Below are 17,721 nucleotides of genomic sequence, written 5' to 3' on the forward strand. Positions count from 1 at the left end.
GATGCAGTTTCCGCCCCTGGAACAGGCGCGCCTGCTGCGCCGTTACAAACGCTTCCTGGCCGACATCGAGCTGGCCAGTGGCGAGCAGATCACCATCCACTGCCCCAACACCGGCTCCATGCTCAATTGCATGCACGAGGGCGGGCAGGTGTGGTTCAGCCGCTCCAACGACCCCAAGCGCAAGTTGCCGGGTACCTGGGAAATCAGCGAAACGCCCCAGGGCCGGCTGGCCTGCGTCAATACCGGGCGCGCGAACGCCGTGGTGGAGGAGGCCCTGCGCGCCGGCGTGGTCGGCGAGCTGGCCGGCTTCACCACGCTCAAGCGTGAGGTGGCCTATGGCGAGGAGCGCAGCCGGATCGACTTCTACCTGGAATATGCCGACGGAGCCAAGGCCTATGTCGAGGTCAAGAGCGTGACCCTGGGTTACCCCGACACGCCGGTGGCGGCCTTCCCCGACGCCGTCACCCAGCGCGGTGCCAAGCACCTGCGCGAGCTGGCCACCCTGGCGCGCCAGGGGATCCGCGCGGTGCAGCTGTATTGCGTGAACCTGACCGGCATCGAGGCCGTGCGCCCTGCCGAGGAGATCGACGCCGCCTATGCCCAGGCCCTGCGCGCCGCCGTGGCGCAAGGGGTCGAGGTACTGGCCTACGGCACCCGCCTGGATGCGCAGCAACTGGTCATCGACCGTCCGCTGCCGGTGCTGCTCACTCCGTGAGCCAGATGCCCTGGCTGTCTTCCCGGCAGTCCAGGGCCTCCAGCCACTCGCCCGCGCAGGGGCCAGTGATGCATTCGCCGCTTTCTATGAGGAACTGGGCCCCGTGATGGGCGCACTGGATCAGGCTCGCGCTGTCGTCTAGAAAGCTGTCCGCCGCCCAGTTCAGCGGGATGCCCCGGTGCGGGCAGCGGTTGCGGTAGAGGTGGACCTCGCCCTGGCGGCGCACGCCGAACAGCGGCACGCCGGCTACGCTGAAGGCGCGGCTATGGCCCTCGGCGAGGTCGTTGGAGGCGCAGAGAAAATGCATTGCAGCGGAGTTTCCGGTTAAGCCGTGTGACAAAGGGATGGCTTGACGCTTCAATGCGAATAATTATCAAATTGCCCGCATTCGTCGCGCCAGGCTGTCTATGGTGCGCACTTGTGCCGCCCGCCACAAGGTGTGCTGCCCGCCCTCTGCAAAGGAATCCGATGATGCGCCGTCCCGCTGCTTTGATTGCCCTGTGCGCCGGTCTTGCCCTGTCCGCCCACACCATGGCCGCCGAGCTGCCGCAGCGCTGGGTCAGCGCTGGTGGCGCCCTGAGCGAGTGGATCAGCGCCCTGGGCGGCGAGCAGCGGCTGGTCGGTGTCGACACCACCAGCCAACACCCCGAGTCGCTCAAGGCGCTGCCCAGCATCGGCTACCAGCGCCAGTTGTCGGCCGAGGGCATCCTCAGCCTGCGCCCCGATGTGCTGGTGGGTACCGAGGAGATGGGGCCGCCGCCAGTATTGGCGCAGATCCGCAAGGCCGGGGTACGAGTCGAGTTGTTCTCCAGCAAGGCTGAGCTTGATGCGGTGGACGAAAACCTCAAGCACCTGGGGGCGTTGCTGGATGACGAGAAGAAGGCCGAGGCACTGGCCTCCGACTATCGTCGGCAACTGGAGGTGCTGCACAAGGAGGTCGAACAGGCCCAGGCCGGGCACAAGGCGCCCGGTGTCCTGCTGCTGGTCGGCCATGCCGGCGCCAAGCCGATGATCGCGGGGCAGGGTACCGCCGGGGATTGGGTGCTGCGCCAGGCGGGAGGACGCAACCTCGCCGATCACCAGGGCTACAAGAACTTCTCGGTGGAGGCCCTCGCCGCGCTGAATCCGGACGTGGTGGTGTTCTCCGACCGAGCCCTCAGCGGCGAGCAGGCCTTGCAGGCACTGATCAAGGAAAACCCGGCCCTGGCGACTTCGCGCGCGGCGCGCGACAAGCGCCTGCTGTCGCTCGACCCGACGCTGCTGGTCGGCGGCCTGGGCCCACGCCTGCCGGCCACCCTGCATGAGCTGGCCGCCAGCTTCTATCCTGCCGCCAAGGCCAGCTTCAACCCATGAGGCAGCGGGTTCGACCACGTACGTTGTTCATTACCCTGGCGTTGCTGTGCCTGCTCGCGGTCTGGCTGTCGCTGGCGCTGGGCCCGGTCAGCCTGCCGTTGCTCGATACCCTCCGCGCCGGCCTGCGCCTGGTCGGCTTGCCGGTGCCCGGCGAAGGCCTGGAGCAGGCCGAGATGATCCTCGGCCAGATCCGCCTGCCGCGCACCCTGCTGGGGCTGGCGGTCGGTGCCGTGCTGGCGTTGTCCGGGGTGGCGATGCAGGGGCTGTTCCGCAACCCGCTGGCCGACCCGGGGCTGGTCGGCGTCGCCAGTGGCGCCGCCCTGGGCGCGGCGGTGGCGATCGTCGGCGGCAGTTGGCTGGGGAGCATTCCCGACTGGTTCGCGCCTTACCTGCTGTCGCTCTGCGCCTTCGTCGGTGGGCTGGGCGTGACGGCGATGGTCTACCGCCTGGGGCGGCGTGACGGCCAGACCAATGTGGCCACCATGCTCCTGGCCGGTATCGCGATGACCGCGCTCGGCGGCTCAGCGGTGGGCCTGTTCACCTACCTGGCCGACGATGCCACGCTGCGCACCCTGACGTTCTGGAACCTGGGCAGCCTTAACGGCGCCAGCTATGAGCGGCTATGGCCCCTGCTGCTGGTGGCGGCGGCCGTGGCCCTGTGGCTGCCGCGCCGGGCGCAGGCACTCAACGCCTTGCTATTGGGCGAGTCGGAAGCCCGTCACTTGGGCATCGAGGTCGAAGGGCTCAAGCGCGAACTGGTGTTCTGCACGGCGCTGGGCGTGGGGGCGGCGGTTGCCGCCGCCGGCCTGATCGGTTTCATTGGCCTGGTGGTGCCGCACCTGGTGCGGCTGGTGGCGGGACCGGACCACCGGGTGCTGTTACCGGCCTCGTTGCTGGCGGGCGGTACCCTGCTGCTGTTCGCCGACTTGATCGCGCGCCTGGCCCTGGCCCCGGCGGAATTGCCTATCGGCATTGTCACCGCGTTCATCGGGGCGCCATTCTTCCTGTTCCTACTGGTGAAGGTGCGCAGCTGATGCTCGACGTCCGAGGGCTGTCTCTCAAGCGTGGTGGCAGCCAAGTGCTGCACGACATCAACCTGACGCTGCGGCCCGGGCAGGTCCTCGGCGTGCTCGGGCCTAACGGTGCCGGTAAGAGCAGCCTGCTCGGCGCCCTGTGTGGCGAACTGGCGCCCAGCGCCGGGCAGGTGCAACTCGATGGTCGCAGCCTTGATGGCTGGCCGGGCCAGGAACGGGCACGGCGACTGGCGGTGTTGCCGCAGGTGTCCAGCCTGGGCTTTGCATTCAGTGTCGAGGAGGTGGTCGGCTTAGGTCGACTGCCCCATGCCAGCGGCCGTCAGCGTGACCGGGAGATCGTCGATGCGGCGCTGGCGGCGGCGGATGCGGGGTATCTGGTCGAGCGCAGCTACCTGGCGCTGTCCGGCGGCGAACGCCAGCGCGTGCACTTGGCGCGGGTGCTGGCCCAGCTGTGGCCCGGCGAGCCCGGCACCACGCTGCTGCTCGACGAGCCCACCTCCGCGCTCGACCCGCTGCACCAGCACACCACGCTGCAGGCGGTGCGCAGCTTCGCCGACCGTGGCGCGGCGGTGCTGGTCATCCTGCATGACCTGAACCTGGCGGCGCGCTACTGTGACCATATCCTGCTGCTGGAACAGGGCCGCTGCCATGCCCTGGACACGCCGCAACAGGTGCTGACGCCAACGGCGCTGCGGGCAGTGTTCGGTATCGATGTCCTGGTCCAGCCGCACCCGGAGCGCGGCCATCCGCTGATCATCACTCGCTAAGAGGCTTGCACCATGCGCCATCCCCTGCTGTCCATCTGTCTGGTGCTGGCTTTGGGAGGTTGCCAGGCGAGCCTGCCACCCGCGCCGGCCTGGCAGGGTACTGAGGGCCGTGCCAACGCCCAGTTGGGACGGATCATCGACTTGTCCAGCGGCCAGGCATTGAGCCCCGGGCAGCTGGTCCAGCGCTTGGCCGATGCGCCACGGGTACTGGTGGGTGAAAAGCACGACAACCCCGACCACCACCGCCTGCAGCTCTGGTTGCTGCGTGCCTTGGAGAGTCGTCGGCCACAGGGCAGCCTGCTGCTGGAAATGCTTGAGCCGCGGCAGCAGGCCCTGGTCGATGCGCAGAAGGGCAAGGTGTCGCCGGCAGCCGACCTGCCCAAGGCCCTCGACTGGCAGCCCGGCTGGAACTGGGCGCTGTACGGGCCGATCGTCCGCGAGGCCCTGGCCCAACCTTACCCGCTGCTGGCCGCTAACCTGTCGCCGGAGGAAGTCCGCCGGGCCTATCGCCAGCCAGCGACACCCCCGGGCGAGCGCTCCAATGCGCCGGCAGTGGTGCAGGCGCTGCTGGCCCAGGTGCGCGCCGGCCACTGCAACCTGCTGCCGGAAAGCCAGCTACCGGCGATGCTGGCGGTGCAGCAGCAGCGTGACCGACGCATCGCCGAGCGGCTGCTGGCCGCGCCACAGCCGGCACTGCTGCTCACCGGCAGCTACCATGCGCGCAAGGACCTGGGCGTGCCCCTGCACCTGGCCGATCTCGGCGCCAATGCCGAGGGCACGGTGCTGTTGCTGGCGGAAGTGGGGGAGGCGGTCGAGCCAGCCATGGCTGACTTCGTCTGGTATACCCCGGCGACGCCGGAGCAGGACTACTGCGCCCAGCTGCGCAAGGCGCACTGAATCGCGGGCAAAAAAAGACCCGGCAAAGTGCCGGGTCAATAACCGTGATTAGCCTGATGAGGAGATAATCTGAGCGTCCGAACCAGGGAGCATTCAGGTTACCCAACCAGTCTCGCGACCAGTTGTGATAATCATAACGATTCTCATTTCGAGGTCAATGCCTTTTGCGAATTATTTTTCGTTTTTCTGTGCCGGGCACTTCGCGTCGAGCTGCTGGTTCAGCGCTTGCTTGCGTTCGGCCGGCAGGTCGTTCCAGTGCATGTCCAGCAGGGCCCCCTCGATGGCGTACAACAACACCTTCGAAGCCCGGAATCCTCGCGTTCTCACGGCTTGATAGGCACCCACCGCGCCGAGCCGGCGCAGGTCCGAAGCACTGTGGATACCGACGGCGTGCAGCCATTGCGCGGAGGTCTTGCCAAGGTTTTTCAGATGCTGCAATTCATCGTTCATCGAGCCTCCTTGCGATGGCTGAACGGGTCGTGGGGATAAATCGCGAGCAGGTCAATGAGGAGTGTAGCGGGGGTTGTGAATAACGCGGCCTTTTGCCATCGGCGCCGACGGGATGCAGTACTTTCGCTGGGTGGGACCCTATGGGAGCGGGTTGCGTGGGAGCGGGCTTGTCCCGCGATGGCGATCGCTGGGGCAGACGCTATCGCGGGGCAAGCCCGCTCCCACGTGTGTCCGCTCCCACAAAGTTCCCATCCACAGCCTGGCGCAGGCCAGGCACTTACCCTTGGCGAGCACTGCGATATCGCATCCGCGTCCCGAACTTCACTGACATCAGGATTTCGTCGGCGCTGAGCTCAGCCGGGAAGTAGGTCCCGGAGATCTGCGCGTGGGCGAGGCTGGCGCCCTCCAGGCCGTTTTCGCGCAGGTCGAGCCCACGCAGGTCAGCGGCGCGAAAGTACGCGTCGGTGAAGTCGATGCCGCGCACATCCAGGGCGCGCAGGTCCAGGCCGCGGAAATCACCGCCTCGAAAGTCGATAGTCGTATCGCTGGGCTTCTCGCGGTTGAACGCCGCGATCTTCTCGTCGCGGATCATCGTGTACAGGACGTTGTCCAGCTGACGGGGCTGATTCATGGCGGCGCCTCCTCCGTGGGGTGTGATGATATTGTAATGACATCACTGGAGGGGCGCCTGACTTCAGGCGTGAACTGTCGACTGCTTCACGCCTTGTGGCTCAAAGGCCGGGCAGGTGCTGGCGGATCTGCTCGATCAGCTGGTCCATGCTGGCGCTTTCCTGGGTGTTCACGCGCTTGCTGTGCTTCTGCTCCTCGGCATCCAGCGGGTCGCGGCTGGCCTGCTGCGCCTGGATCACTTCCAGGGTGGCGTCCGACGGGTCGATGGCTTCGGCCTGGCGCTGGGCCAGCCAGCTGGCGATCACCGCGTCGGGGGCCTGGCAGTCGAGAATCAGGAACGGCACGCCGGTCTCGCTGGCGACGTCCGCCGCCGCCTTGCGCTGGTCATGCTTGAGGTAGGTGGCGTCGAGTACCACCGGGAAACCGGCGTGCAGGATGATCGCCGCCAGCTCATGCAGGCGCTGGTAGGTGGCGATGCTGGCTTCCTTGTCGTAGATGCCCGCCTCGAGCTGGCCCGCGTCGGCCGCCGACTGCTTGCCGAACAGGCGCTTGCGCTCCACGTCCGAACGCACGCGCACCGCGCCCAAGGCCTCGACAAGACGCATCGCCACATGGCTCTTGCCCACCGCCGAGACGCCCTGGGTGACAGCCAGCAGGCGCGAAGGGATAGCGCTGTAGCTTTCGGCCAGGTTGGCGTAGTTGCGGTAGGTGCGCAGGGTGGTGGCGCGCTGCACGCCGTCGGCGTCGGGCGACAGGCTGAACAGCGCGACCTTGGCCCGCACCAGGGCGCGATAGGCCTTGTAGAAGTTCAACAGTTCCAGGCCTTGGTAGTCACCGGTCAGTTCCAGGTACTGGCTGATGAAGCGTCGCGACAGGCACTTCAGGCCGCGGTCCTCGAGGTCCATGGCCAGGAAGCCGACGTCAGCGTAGACATCGGTCAGGCGGAACGGCTCGTTGAACTCGATGCAGTCGAAGATCACCACCTTGCCGTCGATCAGGGTAGCGTTGCCCAGGTGGATATCGCCGTGGCACTCACGAATGAAACCATTGACCTTGCGCGCCTCGAGCAGGCTATGCAGGCGCTTGAAGCTGTCCTGGGCCCAGGCCTGCAGGTTGTCCAGTTGCTGCAGGTCGACCTTGTCGGTCAGGAACGGGCGGATCTGCTCGAAGTTCTGCTCCACCGGCGCCATGACCGCGTCCGGGGTGCCCAACGGATGGTCGACCGGCACTTTCGGCGCCTGCAGGTGGAACTCGGCGATCTGCCGGGCCATCTGGTCGATGTGACCGGCGTTCAGCTCGCCGTTGGCCTGCAGGGTGCTGAGCATCTGGTCCTGGGGGAACTGGCGCATCTTCAGCGCGTACTCGATCGCCGGGCCTTCGCCGCCGACCTGTGGGGCCTCGACGCTGCCGGTGATCGGCAGCACTTCCAGGTACAGGCCTTCCGTCAGGCGCTGGTTCAGCCGCAGCTCTTCGTTACAAAAATGCCCGCGCTGGTCCAGGCCGGTGAAGTCGAGGAAGCCGAAGTTCATGGGCTTCTTGATCTTGTAGGCGTACTCGCCGGTGAGCAAAACCCAGGAGATGTGCGTCTCGATGAGCTGGAAGCCCGCAACCGGGTGCGGATAGAGGGCGGGGTTCTGCAGCGCGCTGATCAGGGCTTGGCTCACGGATCATCCTTCAGGAGTCAGGGAATTCGAATCGGACATTATGGTCAATGGTGCCGTCCCTGCAAACCGCCGAGGGGCGTCTGCCCCCCTTTTCCAAAGTGCGTATAATCCGCCGCCATGACACGTACCCGAAATTCCCGCACCCCTAAAAAACGCCCGACCGGCCGCGCCCGCGCCTGGCTGGGCTGGGCACTCAAGCTCAGCCTGGTCGGCCTGGTGGTGATCGCCGGCTTCGCGGTCTACCTCGATGCCACCGTCCAGGAGAAGTTCTCCGGCAAGCGCTGGACCATCCCGGCCAAGGTGTATGCCCGGCCGCTGGAGCTGTTCGTCGGCCAGAAGCTGAGCAAGAACGACTTCCTCACCGAACTCGATGCCCTGGGCTATCGCCGCGAAGGCGTGGCCAATGGCCCGGGCGCCGCGTCGGTCAACGGCAACAACGTCGACCTCAACACCCGTGGCTTCCAGTTCTATGAGGGCATGGAGCCAGCGCAGTTCGTGCGTGTGCGCTTTTCCGGCGACTATGTCGCGGGCTTGAGCGGCGCCAATGGCGGCAAGCTCGACGTGGTACGCCTGGAGCCGCTGATGATCGGCGGCATCTACCCGAAGAACCTTGAAGACCGCATCCTGATCAAGATCGACCAGGTGCCGCCCTACCTGGTGGAAACCCTGATCGCCACCGAAGACCGCGACTTCTACAGCCACTTCGGCGTGTCACCCAAGTCCATTGCCCGGGCGGTGTGGGTCAACACCTCCTCCGGCGCCATGCGCCAGGGCGGCAGTACCCTGACCCAGCAGTTGGTGAAGAACTTCTTCCTGACCAACGAGCGTAGCCTCAGCCGCAAGCTGACCGAGGCGATGATGTCGCTGCTTCTGGAACTGCACTATGACAAGCGCGAGATCCTCGAGGCCTACCTGAACGAAGTGTTCATCGGCCAGGACGGCCAGCGCGCGGTGCACGGCTTCGGTCTGGCCAGCCAGTTCTTCTTCAGCCAGCCGCTGCAGGAGCTCAAGCTGCACCAGATCGCCCTGCTGGTGGGCATGGTCAAGGGCCCGTCCTACTACAACCCGCGCCGCTATCCCGAGCGTGCCCTGCAACGGCGCAACCTGGTGCTCGACCTGCTCGCCGAGCAGGGCGTGGCCACGCAGGAGGTGGTCGACGCGGCGAAGAAGATGCCGCTGGGCGTGACCAAGCGCGGCAGCCTGGCCGACAGCTCGTTCCCGGCCTTCCTCGACTTGGTCAAGCGTCAGCTGCGCCAGGACTACCGCGATGAAGACCTGACCGAAGAAGGCCTGCGCATTTTCACCAGTTTCGACCCGATCCTGCAGATGAAGGCCGAGACCGCCATGAGCGAGACCTTCAAGCGCCTTGCCGGGCGCAAGGGCGCCGACGAAGTGGAATCGGCCATGGTCGTCACCAACCCCGAGACCGGTGAAGTGCAGGCATTGATCGGCAGCCGCCAGTCGGGCTTTGCCGGTTTCAACCGCGCCATCGACGCCGTGCGGCCGATCGGCTCGCTGGTCAAGCCGGCGGTCTACCTGACCGCGCTGGAGCAACCGAGCAAGTTCACCCTGACCAGCTGGGTGCAGGACGAGCCGTTCTCGGTCAAGGGCGCCGACGGCCAGGTGTGGCGTCCGCAGAACTACGATCGCCGCCCTCACGGCACCATCTATCTGTACCAGGGCTTGGCCAATTCCTACAACCTGTCGACCGCCAAGCTCGGCCTTGAAGTCGGCGTGCCCAACGTGATCAAGACCATCGGTCGGCTTGGCGTGCAGGTCGACTGGCCGGCGTTCCCATCGATGCTGCTGGGCGCCGGCGGCATGTCGCCGATGCAGGTGGCGACCATGTACCAGACCATCGCCAACGGTGGCTTCAACACGCCGATGCGCGGTATCCGCAGCGTGCTTACCGCCGAAGGCGAGCCGCTCAAGCGCTACCCGTTCCAGATCCAGCAGACCTTCGATCCGGGTTCGATCTACCTGGTGCAGAACGCTATGCAGCGGGTGATGCGCGAAGGCACCGGCCGCTCGGTCTACAGCGTGCTGCCGAGCTCGCTGACCCTGGCGGGCAAGACCGGTACCAGCAACGACTCGCGCGACAGCTGGTTCTCCGGCTTCAGCCAGGACCTGCTGGCGGTGGTCTGGCTGGGCCGCGACGACAACGGCAAGACGCCGTTCACCGGTGCCACCGGCGCGCTGCAGGTGTGGACCAGCTTCATGAAGAAGGCCGACCCGCTGCCGCTGGACATGCCGCAGCCGGACAACGTGGTGCAGGCCTGGATCGATCCATACAGCGGCCAGGGTTCCGACGGCAGCTGTCCGGGAGCGGTGCAGATGCCGTATATTCGTGGCAGTGAACCACCCGCTGGCGCCACCTGTGGTGGCGAGCAGAACCCGGCCGAAGAGGTGATGGACTGGGTCAAGGGCTGGATGAATTGAGCGCGAGCTTCTGAAGAGGGTGTGAAGTGAACAAGTGGTGGATTCCTGCCGTGGCGGCAGTGACCGTGCTGCACGGCTGTGCCAGCGTCCCGCGTGGCAACATTCCGGTGGTCGATTCGAGCACCCGGGTCTCCAACAGCGAGCGCGTCTCGGCCAACCGCACGTCGGCCTATCCGACCAGCGGTGGCAGCAGCCAGGCCCAGTCATTGCCGGAAGACTCCGGCGTCACCGTGATGATCCCGCAAGGGACCGGCGGCGCGCCGATCCAGTCGTTCCCGGCAGGCACCGGGCCGGCGCCGATCAGCACCGGCCCGATCACCCCGGGCCCGGTCAGCAGCGGCCCGATCACGACCAACCCCAACCCGATCGCCGACGAGCCGTTCGATATCGCCTCGATGAGCAATCCGGCGCCGGTGACCAGTGCCCCGACCGGTATCCCGCGTGGCAACACGTCCGGCGGCGGCCTGTCCGCCGACGAACAGCTCGACGGCCCGGTGCTGGCGCTGCTGACCACCGCCCAGCAGCAGCAGGGCAGTGGCGACTTCAACGGCGCCGCGTCGAGCCTGGAGCGTGCCCAGCGCATCGCCCCGCGTGAGCCGCAGGTGCTGTTCCGCCTGGCTCAGGTGCGCCTGTCCCAGGGCGATGCGGCGCAGTCCGAGCAACTGGCACGCCGTGCGCTGACCTACGCCAACGGTCGCCCAGACCTGCAGGCCCAGCTGTGGAACACCATCGCCCAGGCCCGCGAGAAGCAAGGTGACAGCGCAGGTGCCGCCCTGGCGCGGCAGAAGGCGCGGGTCAACCTGTGATGGAGCAGCGCATCCTCGATATCGCCGACCACCTGCTGCTGATCGAGCGCGAGCTCAAGGTCCAGGGTTGGTGGAGTGATGCCACGCCCAGCGCCGAGGCGCTGGCCAGCGTGGTGCCGTTCGCCGTCGACAGCATGGCCTTCGAGCAGTGGCTGCAGTGGATCTTCCTGCCGCAGATGAAACTGATTCTCGAGCACGGTCACCCGCTGCCCAATGCCTCGGGCATCCTGGTCATGGCCGAGACGGTGTTTGTCGACCGTCCGGAACAAAGCCGCGAGCTACGGCGCCTGTTGGCAGCATTCGACCATTTGATCAGCCCCTCCGCCTGATTTCTTCTCTTTTTCCATCAAGGGCCGCAGATTGTGGCCCTTTTTTATGAAAATCTTCTTATATCTGCTGCTGCCGGCCTTTTTAGTGGTGGCGGAGATTCATCTTGCGGAAAAATTGGCAATAATTTCTCTTGACTTGTGCGCGCCGAATCACAAGAATCCAGATTCCGCTGTAGAGGGACTGCCAGAAGCAGACCCGCTAAGCAGATCATGAGGCGCACACCCGCGCCGACTTGTAACACCCCGCAACGCGTTACCTCGCGCTGGGTGGGAAGGCCCGCAACACACCAGGGCACTCCCAATACTTGCTCAGTCAGTGCTGACGTTCGCTCATGCTCTGCTTGGCAGTAAACCTATTAAGACCCGCTCAGTGAGGGCGGTATTCTGGCGTTTTAGAGGTGAACAACGTGGAGCTTTTATCTGGCGCTGAGATGGTCGTCCGCTTCTTGCGTGACGAAGGCGTTAAGCACATCTACGGGTACCCTGGCGGTGCTCTCCTTCATGTTTACGATGCCCTGTTCAAGGAACCGGAAGTCCAGCACATCCTGGTCCGTCACGAGCAGGCTGCCACCCATATGGCGGACGGTTACGCCCGTGCCACCGGCAAGGCCGGCGTGGTCCTGGTGACTTCCGGTCCGGGCGCGACCAATGCCATCACCGGCATTGCCACCGCCTACATGGATTCCATTCCGATGGTCATCCTGTCTGGCCAGGTGCCCAGCACCATGGTCGGCACCGACGCGTTCCAGGAAACCGACATGATCGGTATCTCCCGGCCGATCGTGAAGCACAGCTTCATGATCAAGCACGCCTCGGAAATCCCCGAAGTCCTGAAAAAAGCCTTCTATCTTGCGCAGTCCGGCCGTCCCGGCCCGGTGGTGGTCGATATTCCAAAAGATATGACCAACCCGGCCGAGAAGTTCGAGTACATCTACCCGAAAAAGGTCAAGTTGCGTTCGTATAGCCCGGCTGTTCGTGGTCACTCCGGGCAGATCCGCAAGGCGGCCGAGATGCTCCTGGCGGCCAAGCGCCCGATCGTCTACTCCGGTGGTGGCGTGATCCTCGGCGGCGGCTCCGAAGCCCTCACCGAAATCGCCAAGTCGCTGAACCTGCCGGTCACCAACACCTTGATGGGCCTCGGCGGCTTCCCGGGCACCGATCGCCAGTTCCTCGGCATGCTCGGCATGCACGGCAGCTACACCGCCAACATGGCCATGCACCACGCCGACGTGATCTTCGCCGTCGGCGCGCGGTTCGACGACCGCGTGGTCAACGGCCCGGCCAAGTTCTGCCCGAACGCCAAGATCATCCACATCGACATCGACCCGGCGTCGATCTCCAAGATGATCAAGGCCGATGTGCCGATCGTCGGCCCGGTCGAGAGCGTGTTGAGCGAGATGCTCACCATCCTCAAGGAGATCGGCGAGCAACCCGACAAGGCGGCGCTGGATGCCTGGTGGAAGCAGATCGACGAATGGCGCGGCGACGGTGCACTGTTCCCCTACGACAAGGGCGACGGCAACCTCATCAAGCCGCAGCAGGTGATCGAGACCCTGTGCGAAGTGACAAAAGGCGATGCCTTCGTCACCTCCGACGTGGGCCAGCACCAGATGTTCGCGGCGCAGTACTATCGCTTCAACAAACCCAACCGCTGGATCAACTCCGGTGGCCTGGGCACCATGGGCTTCGGTTTCCCGGCGGCCATGGGCATCAAGCTCAACTTCCCTGACCAGGACGTGGCCTGCGTCACCGGTGAAGGCAGCATCCAGATGAACATCCAGGAGCTGTCCACCTGCATGCAGTACGGCCTGCCGGTGAAGATCGTGAACCTGAACAACGGTGTGCTGGGCATGGTCCGCCAATGGCAGGACATGGCCTACAACGGTCGCCACTCGCACTCCTACGTCGAGTCGCTGCCGGACTTCGTCAAGCTGGCCGAGGCCTATGGCCATGTGGGCATCCGCATCACCAGCCTGAAAGACCTCAAGCCGAAACTGGAAGAGGCTTTCGCGATGAAGGACCGCCTGGTGTTCATCGACATCGCGGTCGACCGGACCGAGCACGTCTATCCGATGCAGATCAAGGACGGCTCGATGCGTGACATGTGGCTGAGCAAGACGGAGCGTACCTGATATGCGGCACATCATCTCCCTGCTGCTGGAAAACGAACCCGGTGCCTTGTCTCGCGTGGTCGGTCTGTTCTCCCAGCGCAACTACAACATTGAAAGCCTGACCGTGGCACCGACCGAAGACCCGACTCTGTCGCGTCTGACGCTGACCACCGTTGGCCATGACGAGGTGATCGAGCAGATCACCAAGAACCTGAACAAGCTGGTCGAAGTGGTCAAGCTTGTGGACCTGTCGGAAAGCGCCCACATCGAGCGCGAACTGATGCTGGTCAAGGTCAAGGCCACCGGTGCCCAGCGCGCCGAAATCAAGCGCACCACGGATATCTTCCGTGGCCAGATCGTCGACGTGACCGCCAGCGTGTACACCGTGCAGCTGAGCGGCACCAGCGACAAGCTGGACAGCTTCATCCAGGCCATCGGCACCGCATCGATTCTCGAAACCGTGCGCAGTGGCGTCACCGGCATTGCCCGTGGCGACAAAGTGCTCAGCATCTAACTTCAAAAACTAGCGATGGCTCCGCTGGGGCCGAGATATAACAGGGGTATTTTCATGAAAGTTTTCTACGACAAAGACTGCGACCTTTCCATCATCCAGGGCAAGAAAGTCGCCATCATCGGTTACGGTTCGCAAGGTCACGCCCAGGCGTGCAACCTGAAGGACTCCGGTGTGGACGTTACCGTCGGTCTGCGTAAAGGGTCGGCCACCGTTGCCAAGGCAGAAGCCCACGGCCTGAAAGTGGCTGACGTGGCTACCGCCGTCGCCGCTGCCGACCTGGTCATGATCCTCACCCCGGACGAATTCCAGGGCCAGCTGTACAAGAACGAGATCGAGCCGAACATCAAGAAGGGCGCCACCCTGGCCTTCTCCCACGGCTTCTCGATCCACTACAACCAAGTCGTTCCGCGTGCCGACCTCGACGTGATCATGATCGCGCCGAAGGCCCCGGGCCACACCGTGCGCTCCGAGTTCGTCAAGGGCGGCGGCATCCCTGACCTGATCGCTGTCTACCAGGACGCCTCGGGCAACGCCAAGAACGTCGCCCTGTCCTACGCCGCTGGCGTCGGTGGCGGCCGTACCGGCATCATCGAAACCACCTTCAAGGACGAGACCGAAACCGACCTGTTCGGTGAGCAGGCTGTTCTGTGCGGCGGTACCGTGGAACTGGTCAAGGCCGGTTTCGAGACCCTGGTCGAAGCGGGCTACGCCCCGGAAATGGCCTACTTCGAGTGCCTGCACGAGCTGAAGCTGATCGTCGACCTCATGTACGAAGGCGGTATCGCCAACATGAACTACTCGATCTCCAACAACGCCGAGTACGGTGAGTACGTCACCGGCCCAGAAGTCATCAACGAAGAATCCCGCAAGGCCATGCGCAATGCCCTCAAGCGCATCCAGGACGGCGAGTACGCGAAGATGTTCATCAGCGAAGGCGCCACCAACTATCCTTCGATGACCGCCAAGCGTCGCAACAACGCCGCCCACGGCATCGAAATCATCGGCGAGCAACTGCGTTCGATGATGCCTTGGATCTCGGCCAACAAGATTGTCGACAAGACCAAGAACTGAGTCTTGCGTCAATAAATGAAAAACGCGGCTTCGGCCGCGTTTTTTCGTTTGCGCGGTCAGCTTCTGGTATAAAGCGACCAGTGGCTCGCTGTTAGAACGGTTTTGCCGAGCCCATGTCGAACATATTCCACCCTGTTGCAAGGTACTTTTCATGAGCGAACGTCCCGAAGAGCCGAACAAGCCCTCCGACGCCGAAAGCCTGCTACCTGTCGATGAGCACGTTGAAGAAGGTCACGACGCCGAAGGGCGCAAGGTGCGTCACCGCGGTATCTATCTGCTGCCCAACCTGTTCACCACCGCGAACCTGTTCGCCGGCTTCTATTCCATCATCAGCTCGATGAGCGCGCAGAGCGCCCTGAGCGCGGGTGATCCACGGGAGGCGAGCAAGTATTTCGCCTTCGCCGCCATCGCGATCTTCGTCGCCATGGTCCTCGACGGCCTCGATGGCCGCGTGGCCCGCATGACCAATACGCAAAGTGCCTTCGGCGCCGAGTACGACTCGCTGTCGGACATGGTCGCCTTCGGCGTGGCCCCGGCGTTGCTGGCGTTCGGCTGGGCACTGGGGGACATGGGCAAGGTCGGCTGGATGGTCGCCTTCATCTATGTGGCCGGCGCCGCGCTGCGCCTGGCGCGTTTCAACACCCAGGTCGGCACCGCCGACAAGCGCTACTTCATCGGCCTGGCCAGCCCAGCGGCGGCCGGCGTGGTGGCTGGTACCGTCTGGGCGTTCAGCGACTACGGCATCCAGGGCTCCAAGCTGTCGTTCCTGGTGGCGCTGCTGGTGGCGGCCGCGGGCATGCTGATGGTCAGCAACATCAAGTACAACAGCTTCAAGGAACTCGACCTCAAGGGTCGCGTGCCCTTCGTCGCCATCCTCGCCGTGGTGCTGGTGTTCGCCGTGGTGTTCAGCGATCCGCCGCGCATCCTGCTGCTGATCTTCCTTGCCTATGCTGCATCGGGGCCGATCCAGTTCCTGTTGCGGGCGCGCCGTCGTAAATCCTGACAAGGATTTAATCGCGGAATAACCTGCAGGCTCCATAGTCTTACGTGTACATCAGTGACCCGTACTGTGGAGCCGCCATGCTCATCAAGCTTCCCCGACCATCCGACTGCAAAGCGTCGGAGATCACCCCCGAATCCATCTACTTCTCCCGTCGCACCTTGCTAGGCGCAGGCCTGGCGGGCGTGGCCCTGGGCGCGTTGCCGCGGTTGGGCGCGGCTGCCGAGGTGTCCCGCTATGCCGATGTCGAGGGCGGTGCCGCCCCCGGCTGGTTCAGCGACAAGCTGGCCAGCACCCGCTGGCAGGCGATCACCGTCAGTGGCGAAGCGATCACGCCGTTCAAGGACGCCACCCACTACAACAACTTCTATGAGTTCGGCCCCGACAAGGGCGATCCGTCGGCCAATGCCGGCGGTCTGAAGACCGAACCCTGGAGCCTGGTGGTCGATGGCGAGGTGGCCAAGCCTGGGCGCTATGCGCTGGAGGACTTCATCAAGCCTTACCAGCTCGAGGAGCGGATCTACCGCCTGCGCTGCGTGGAGGCCTGGTCGATGGTGATTCCCTGGTTGGGCTTCCCCTTGGCGCAGGTGCTCAAACAGGTCGAGCCTACCTCGAAGGCGCGCTACATCCGTTTCGAAACCCTGGAAGACCCCAAGAGCATGCCCGGCCAGCGTTCCGGCTTCGCCCTGATCAACTGGCCGTATGTGGAGGGCTTGCGCCTGGATGAGGCGATGAACCGGTTGGCGATTCTGGCGGTGGGCATGTATGGCCGCGAGCTGCCCAACCAGAACGGCGCGCCGCTGCGCCTGGTGGTGCCATGGAAGTACGGATTCAAGAGCATCAAGTCGATCGTGCGCATCAGCCTGGTCGCGGAGCAGCCGCAGACCACCTGGCAGGGGCTGGCGCCGGACGAATACGGCTTCTATGCCAACGTCAACCCGACGGTCGACCACCCGCGCTGGACCCAGGCGCGGGAGCGCCGCTTGCCCAGCGGGCTGTTCAGTCCCAATGTGCGCGATACGCTGATGTTCAACGGCTATGCCGATGAAGTGGCGTCGCTCTATACCGGTCTCGACCTGCGGAAGAACTACTGATGCGCTATCCCTGGTTTCGTCTGGCGATCTTCGTCGTGGGGTGCCTATTTCCACTGTGGTGGTTCTATGAAGCTGCCATGGGGCTGCTTGGGCCGGATCCTGGGAAGATCATGATGGACCGACTTGGTTTGGGGGCGTTGGTGTTTTTGCTTATCACCCTGGGCATGACGCCGCTGCAGCGGCTGACGGGGTGGTCGGGGTGGATTGTGGTGCGGCGCCAGCTGGGGCTGTGGTGCTTTGCTTATATAGTCCTGCACATGACGGCGTACATGGTGTTCATCCTGGGGCTGGATTGGGGGCAGTTCGGCGTCGAGCTGCGCAAGCGGCCCTACATCATTGTTGGCGCCTTGGGTTTCCTTGGCCTGCTGGCGCTTGCGGTTACCTCCAACCGGTACAGCCAGCGGCGCCTGGGGGCGCGGTGGAAAAAGCTGCACAGGCTGGTCTATGTGATTCTCGGGCTGGGGCTGTTGCACTTCCTGTGGATCGTGCGCTCGGACCTGAAGGAATGGGCGGTGTATGCCGCTATCGGAGTCTTGCTGCTGGTGCTGCGCATTCCCCCGGTATGGCGGCGTGTTCCACGATTGATGGGGCGGGGGAGGGCGGCCTGAAATCTTTCTTTAATAAAAGCTTGACGCCCTCTCAGATTCCCTTACAATGCGCCCCACTTCCGACGTAGTCGAAACGAAAAACCTCTTGTTAATCAATAGGTTGAATGTTTCAGGTGGTATCGGAGGTGCTTCGATCATCTGATCGGCAGCGGTGAAAAAGGCAGTTGACAGCAGGTTGTAACGCTGTATGATTCGCCTCCCGCTACGAGAGATCGCAGCGAGTCAAGTGTTTGAAGTGA

Annotated in this window: 18 protein-coding genes; 14 read left to right on the forward strand and 4 right to left on the reverse strand. The window is 64.3% G+C overall.

Translation table 11 applies throughout. The features are described 5' to 3' along the window. Position 1: 1 nt before the first annotated feature. Complete coding sequence (gene sfsA, locus AC25ND_RS21750; protein ID WP_028691229.1) at positions 2-715, forward strand: DNA/RNA nuclease SfsA; 714 nt, start codon at positions 2-4, stop codon at positions 713-715. Here the strand turns inward: sfsA and AC25ND_RS21755 are convergent. After that, a complete protein-coding gene (locus AC25ND_RS21755) occupies positions 705-1,022 on the reverse strand; it encodes a Rieske (2Fe-2S) protein (protein WP_236179473.1) in 318 nt (105 codons plus the stop codon). The two genes, sfsA and AC25ND_RS21755, sit on opposite strands and share 11 nt — an antisense overlap. A gap of 161 nt (positions 1,023-1,183) precedes the next feature. Here AC25ND_RS21755 and AC25ND_RS21760 point away from each other — a divergent pair, with 161 nt between their 5' ends. From AC25ND_RS21760 to AC25ND_RS21775, 4 genes are read left to right on the forward strand one after another with little or no spacing between them, the layout of a single operon-like run. Next, positions 1,184-2,068, forward strand: coding sequence for a heme/hemin ABC transporter substrate-binding protein (locus tag AC25ND_RS21760; protein ID WP_062360927.1), 885 nt, complete (start codon positions 1,184-1,186; stop codon positions 2,066-2,068). 50 nt (positions 2,069-2,118) lie between these two features. Further along, positions 2,119-3,102 (forward strand): FecCD family ABC transporter permease, encoded by a 984-nt coding sequence (locus AC25ND_RS21765; protein WP_182321998.1) that lies wholly within the window; start codon positions 2,119-2,121, stop codon positions 3,100-3,102. Beyond that, entirely contained in the window at positions 3,102-3,869 is a 768-nt protein-coding gene (locus tag AC25ND_RS21770; RefSeq protein WP_069017547.1) for a heme ABC transporter ATP-binding protein, read from the forward strand. Before AC25ND_RS21765 ends, AC25ND_RS21770 begins: the two co-directional genes overlap by 1 nt. Positions 3,870-3,881: 12 nt before the next feature. Then, positions 3,882-4,766: a ChaN family lipoprotein gene (locus AC25ND_RS21775; RefSeq protein ID WP_062360931.1), complete on the forward strand. Its 885-nt coding sequence runs from the start codon at positions 3,882-3,884 to the stop codon at positions 4,764-4,766. A gap of 171 nt (positions 4,767-4,937) precedes the next feature. Here the strand turns inward: AC25ND_RS21775 and AC25ND_RS21780 are convergent, their stop codons facing one another. The 3 genes from AC25ND_RS21780 to AC25ND_RS21790 all read right to left on the reverse strand — a co-directional run bounded on the left by AC25ND_RS21780 (position 4,938) and on the right by AC25ND_RS21790 (position 7,510). Beyond that, positions 4,938-5,216 (reverse strand): TfoX/Sxy family protein, encoded by a 279-nt coding sequence (locus tag AC25ND_RS21780; RefSeq protein WP_028691223.1) that lies wholly within the window; start codon positions 5,214-5,216, stop codon positions 4,938-4,940. Positions 5,217-5,493: 277 nt separating this feature from the next. After that, on the reverse strand, positions 5,494-5,847 hold the full coding sequence (locus tag AC25ND_RS21785; RefSeq protein WP_088851449.1) for a pentapeptide repeat-containing protein: 354 nt from the start codon (positions 5,845-5,847) through the stop codon (positions 5,494-5,496). Between the two features lie 100 nt (positions 5,848-5,947). Next, entirely contained in the window at positions 5,948-7,510 is a 1,563-nt protein-coding gene (locus tag AC25ND_RS21790; protein ID WP_236179472.1) for a bifunctional aminoglycoside phosphotransferase/ATP-binding protein, read from the reverse strand. Between the two features lie 117 nt (positions 7,511-7,627). Here AC25ND_RS21790 and mrcB point away from each other — a divergent pair, with 117 nt between their 5' ends. From mrcB to msrQ, 9 genes are all read left to right on the forward strand, one after another. After that, positions 7,628-9,949, forward strand: coding sequence for a penicillin-binding protein 1B (mrcB, locus tag AC25ND_RS21795; protein ID WP_028691220.1), 2,322 nt, complete (start codon positions 7,628-7,630; stop codon positions 9,947-9,949). A gap of 26 nt (positions 9,950-9,975) precedes the next feature. Further along, positions 9,976-10,755 carry a tetratricopeptide repeat protein gene (locus AC25ND_RS21800; protein WP_028691219.1) on the forward strand — a complete coding sequence of 260 codons (780 nt, stop codon included), beginning with the start codon at positions 9,976-9,978 and terminating at the stop codon, positions 10,753-10,755. After that, positions 10,752-11,084 carry a YqcC family protein gene (locus AC25ND_RS21805; RefSeq protein WP_062360937.1) on the forward strand — a complete coding sequence of 111 codons (333 nt, stop codon included), beginning with the start codon at positions 10,752-10,754 and terminating at the stop codon, positions 11,082-11,084. Before AC25ND_RS21800 ends, AC25ND_RS21805 begins: the two co-directional genes overlap by 4 nt. A 407-nt stretch (positions 11,085-11,491) precedes the next feature. Next, positions 11,492-13,216 carry an acetolactate synthase 3 large subunit gene (locus AC25ND_RS21810; protein ID WP_028691217.1) on the forward strand — a complete coding sequence of 575 codons (1,725 nt, stop codon included), beginning with the start codon at positions 11,492-11,494 and terminating at the stop codon, positions 13,214-13,216. A 1-nt stretch (position 13,217) separates the two neighbouring features. Beyond that, the gene (gene ilvN / locus AC25ND_RS21815) at positions 13,218-13,709 is read left to right on the forward strand and encodes an acetolactate synthase small subunit (RefSeq protein WP_003250040.1); all 492 of its coding nucleotides are present in this window, start codon (positions 13,218-13,220) and stop codon (positions 13,707-13,709) included. 54 nt (positions 13,710-13,763) lie between these two features. After that, positions 13,764-14,780 (forward strand): ketol-acid reductoisomerase, encoded by a 1,017-nt coding sequence (gene ilvC / locus AC25ND_RS21820; protein ID WP_028691216.1) that lies wholly within the window; start codon positions 13,764-13,766, stop codon positions 14,778-14,780. Positions 14,781-14,931: 151 nt separating this feature from the next. Next, positions 14,932-15,783, forward strand: a complete 852-nt coding sequence (gene pssA, locus AC25ND_RS21825; RefSeq protein ID WP_028691215.1) for a CDP-diacylglycerol--serine O-phosphatidyltransferase — start codon at positions 14,932-14,934, stop codon at positions 15,781-15,783. Between the two features lie 77 nt (positions 15,784-15,860). Then, a complete protein-coding gene (msrP, locus tag AC25ND_RS21830; protein WP_486976584.1) occupies positions 15,861-16,874 on the forward strand; it encodes a protein-methionine-sulfoxide reductase catalytic subunit MsrP in 1,014 nt (337 codons plus the stop codon). Then, complete coding sequence (gene msrQ, locus AC25ND_RS21835) at positions 16,874-17,482, forward strand: protein-methionine-sulfoxide reductase heme-binding subunit MsrQ (protein WP_028691213.1); 609 nt, start codon at positions 16,874-16,876, stop codon at positions 17,480-17,482. The genes msrP and msrQ overlap by 1 nt, the downstream gene beginning before the upstream one ends. The last annotated feature ends 239 nt before the right edge of the window (positions 17,483-17,721 follow it).

The organism is Pseudomonas sp. P110(2024) (assembly GCF_057480795.1).

Coding starts and splice junctions, on each gene's coding strand:
- sfsA (WP_028691229.1), top strand. CDS start 2: ATGCAGTTTCCGCCCCTGGAACAGGCGCGCCTGCTGCGCCGTTACAAA.
- AC25ND_RS21755 (WP_236179473.1), bottom strand. CDS start 1,022: ATGCATTTTCTCTGCGCCTCCAACGACCTCGCCGAGGGCCATAGCCGC.
- AC25ND_RS21760 (WP_062360927.1), top strand. CDS start 1,184: ATGATGCGCCGTCCCGCTGCTTTGATTGCCCTGTGCGCCGGTCTTGCC.
- AC25ND_RS21770 (WP_069017547.1), top strand. CDS start 3,102: ATGCTCGACGTCCGAGGGCTGTCTCTCAAGCGTGGTGGCAGCCAAGTG.
- AC25ND_RS21775 (WP_062360931.1), top strand. CDS start 3,882: ATGCGCCATCCCCTGCTGTCCATCTGTCTGGTGCTGGCTTTGGGAGGT.
- AC25ND_RS21780 (WP_028691223.1), bottom strand. CDS start 5,216: ATGAACGATGAATTGCAGCATCTGAAAAACCTTGGCAAGACCTCCGCG.
- AC25ND_RS21785 (WP_088851449.1), bottom strand. CDS start 5,847: ATGAATCAGCCCCGTCAGCTGGACAACGTCCTGTACACGATGATCCGC.
- mrcB (WP_028691220.1), top strand. CDS start 7,628: ATGACACGTACCCGAAATTCCCGCACCCCTAAAAAACGCCCGACCGGC.
- ilvN (WP_003250040.1), top strand. CDS start 13,218: ATGCGGCACATCATCTCCCTGCTGCTGGAAAACGAACCCGGTGCCTTG.
- ilvC (WP_028691216.1), top strand. CDS start 13,764: ATGAAAGTTTTCTACGACAAAGACTGCGACCTTTCCATCATCCAGGGC.
- pssA (WP_028691215.1), top strand. CDS start 14,932: ATGAGCGAACGTCCCGAAGAGCCGAACAAGCCCTCCGACGCCGAAAGC.
- msrP (WP_486976584.1), top strand. CDS start 15,861: ATGCTCATCAAGCTTCCCCGACCATCCGACTGCAAAGCGTCGGAGATC.
- msrQ (WP_028691213.1), top strand. CDS start 16,874: ATGCGCTATCCCTGGTTTCGTCTGGCGATCTTCGTCGTGGGGTGCCTA.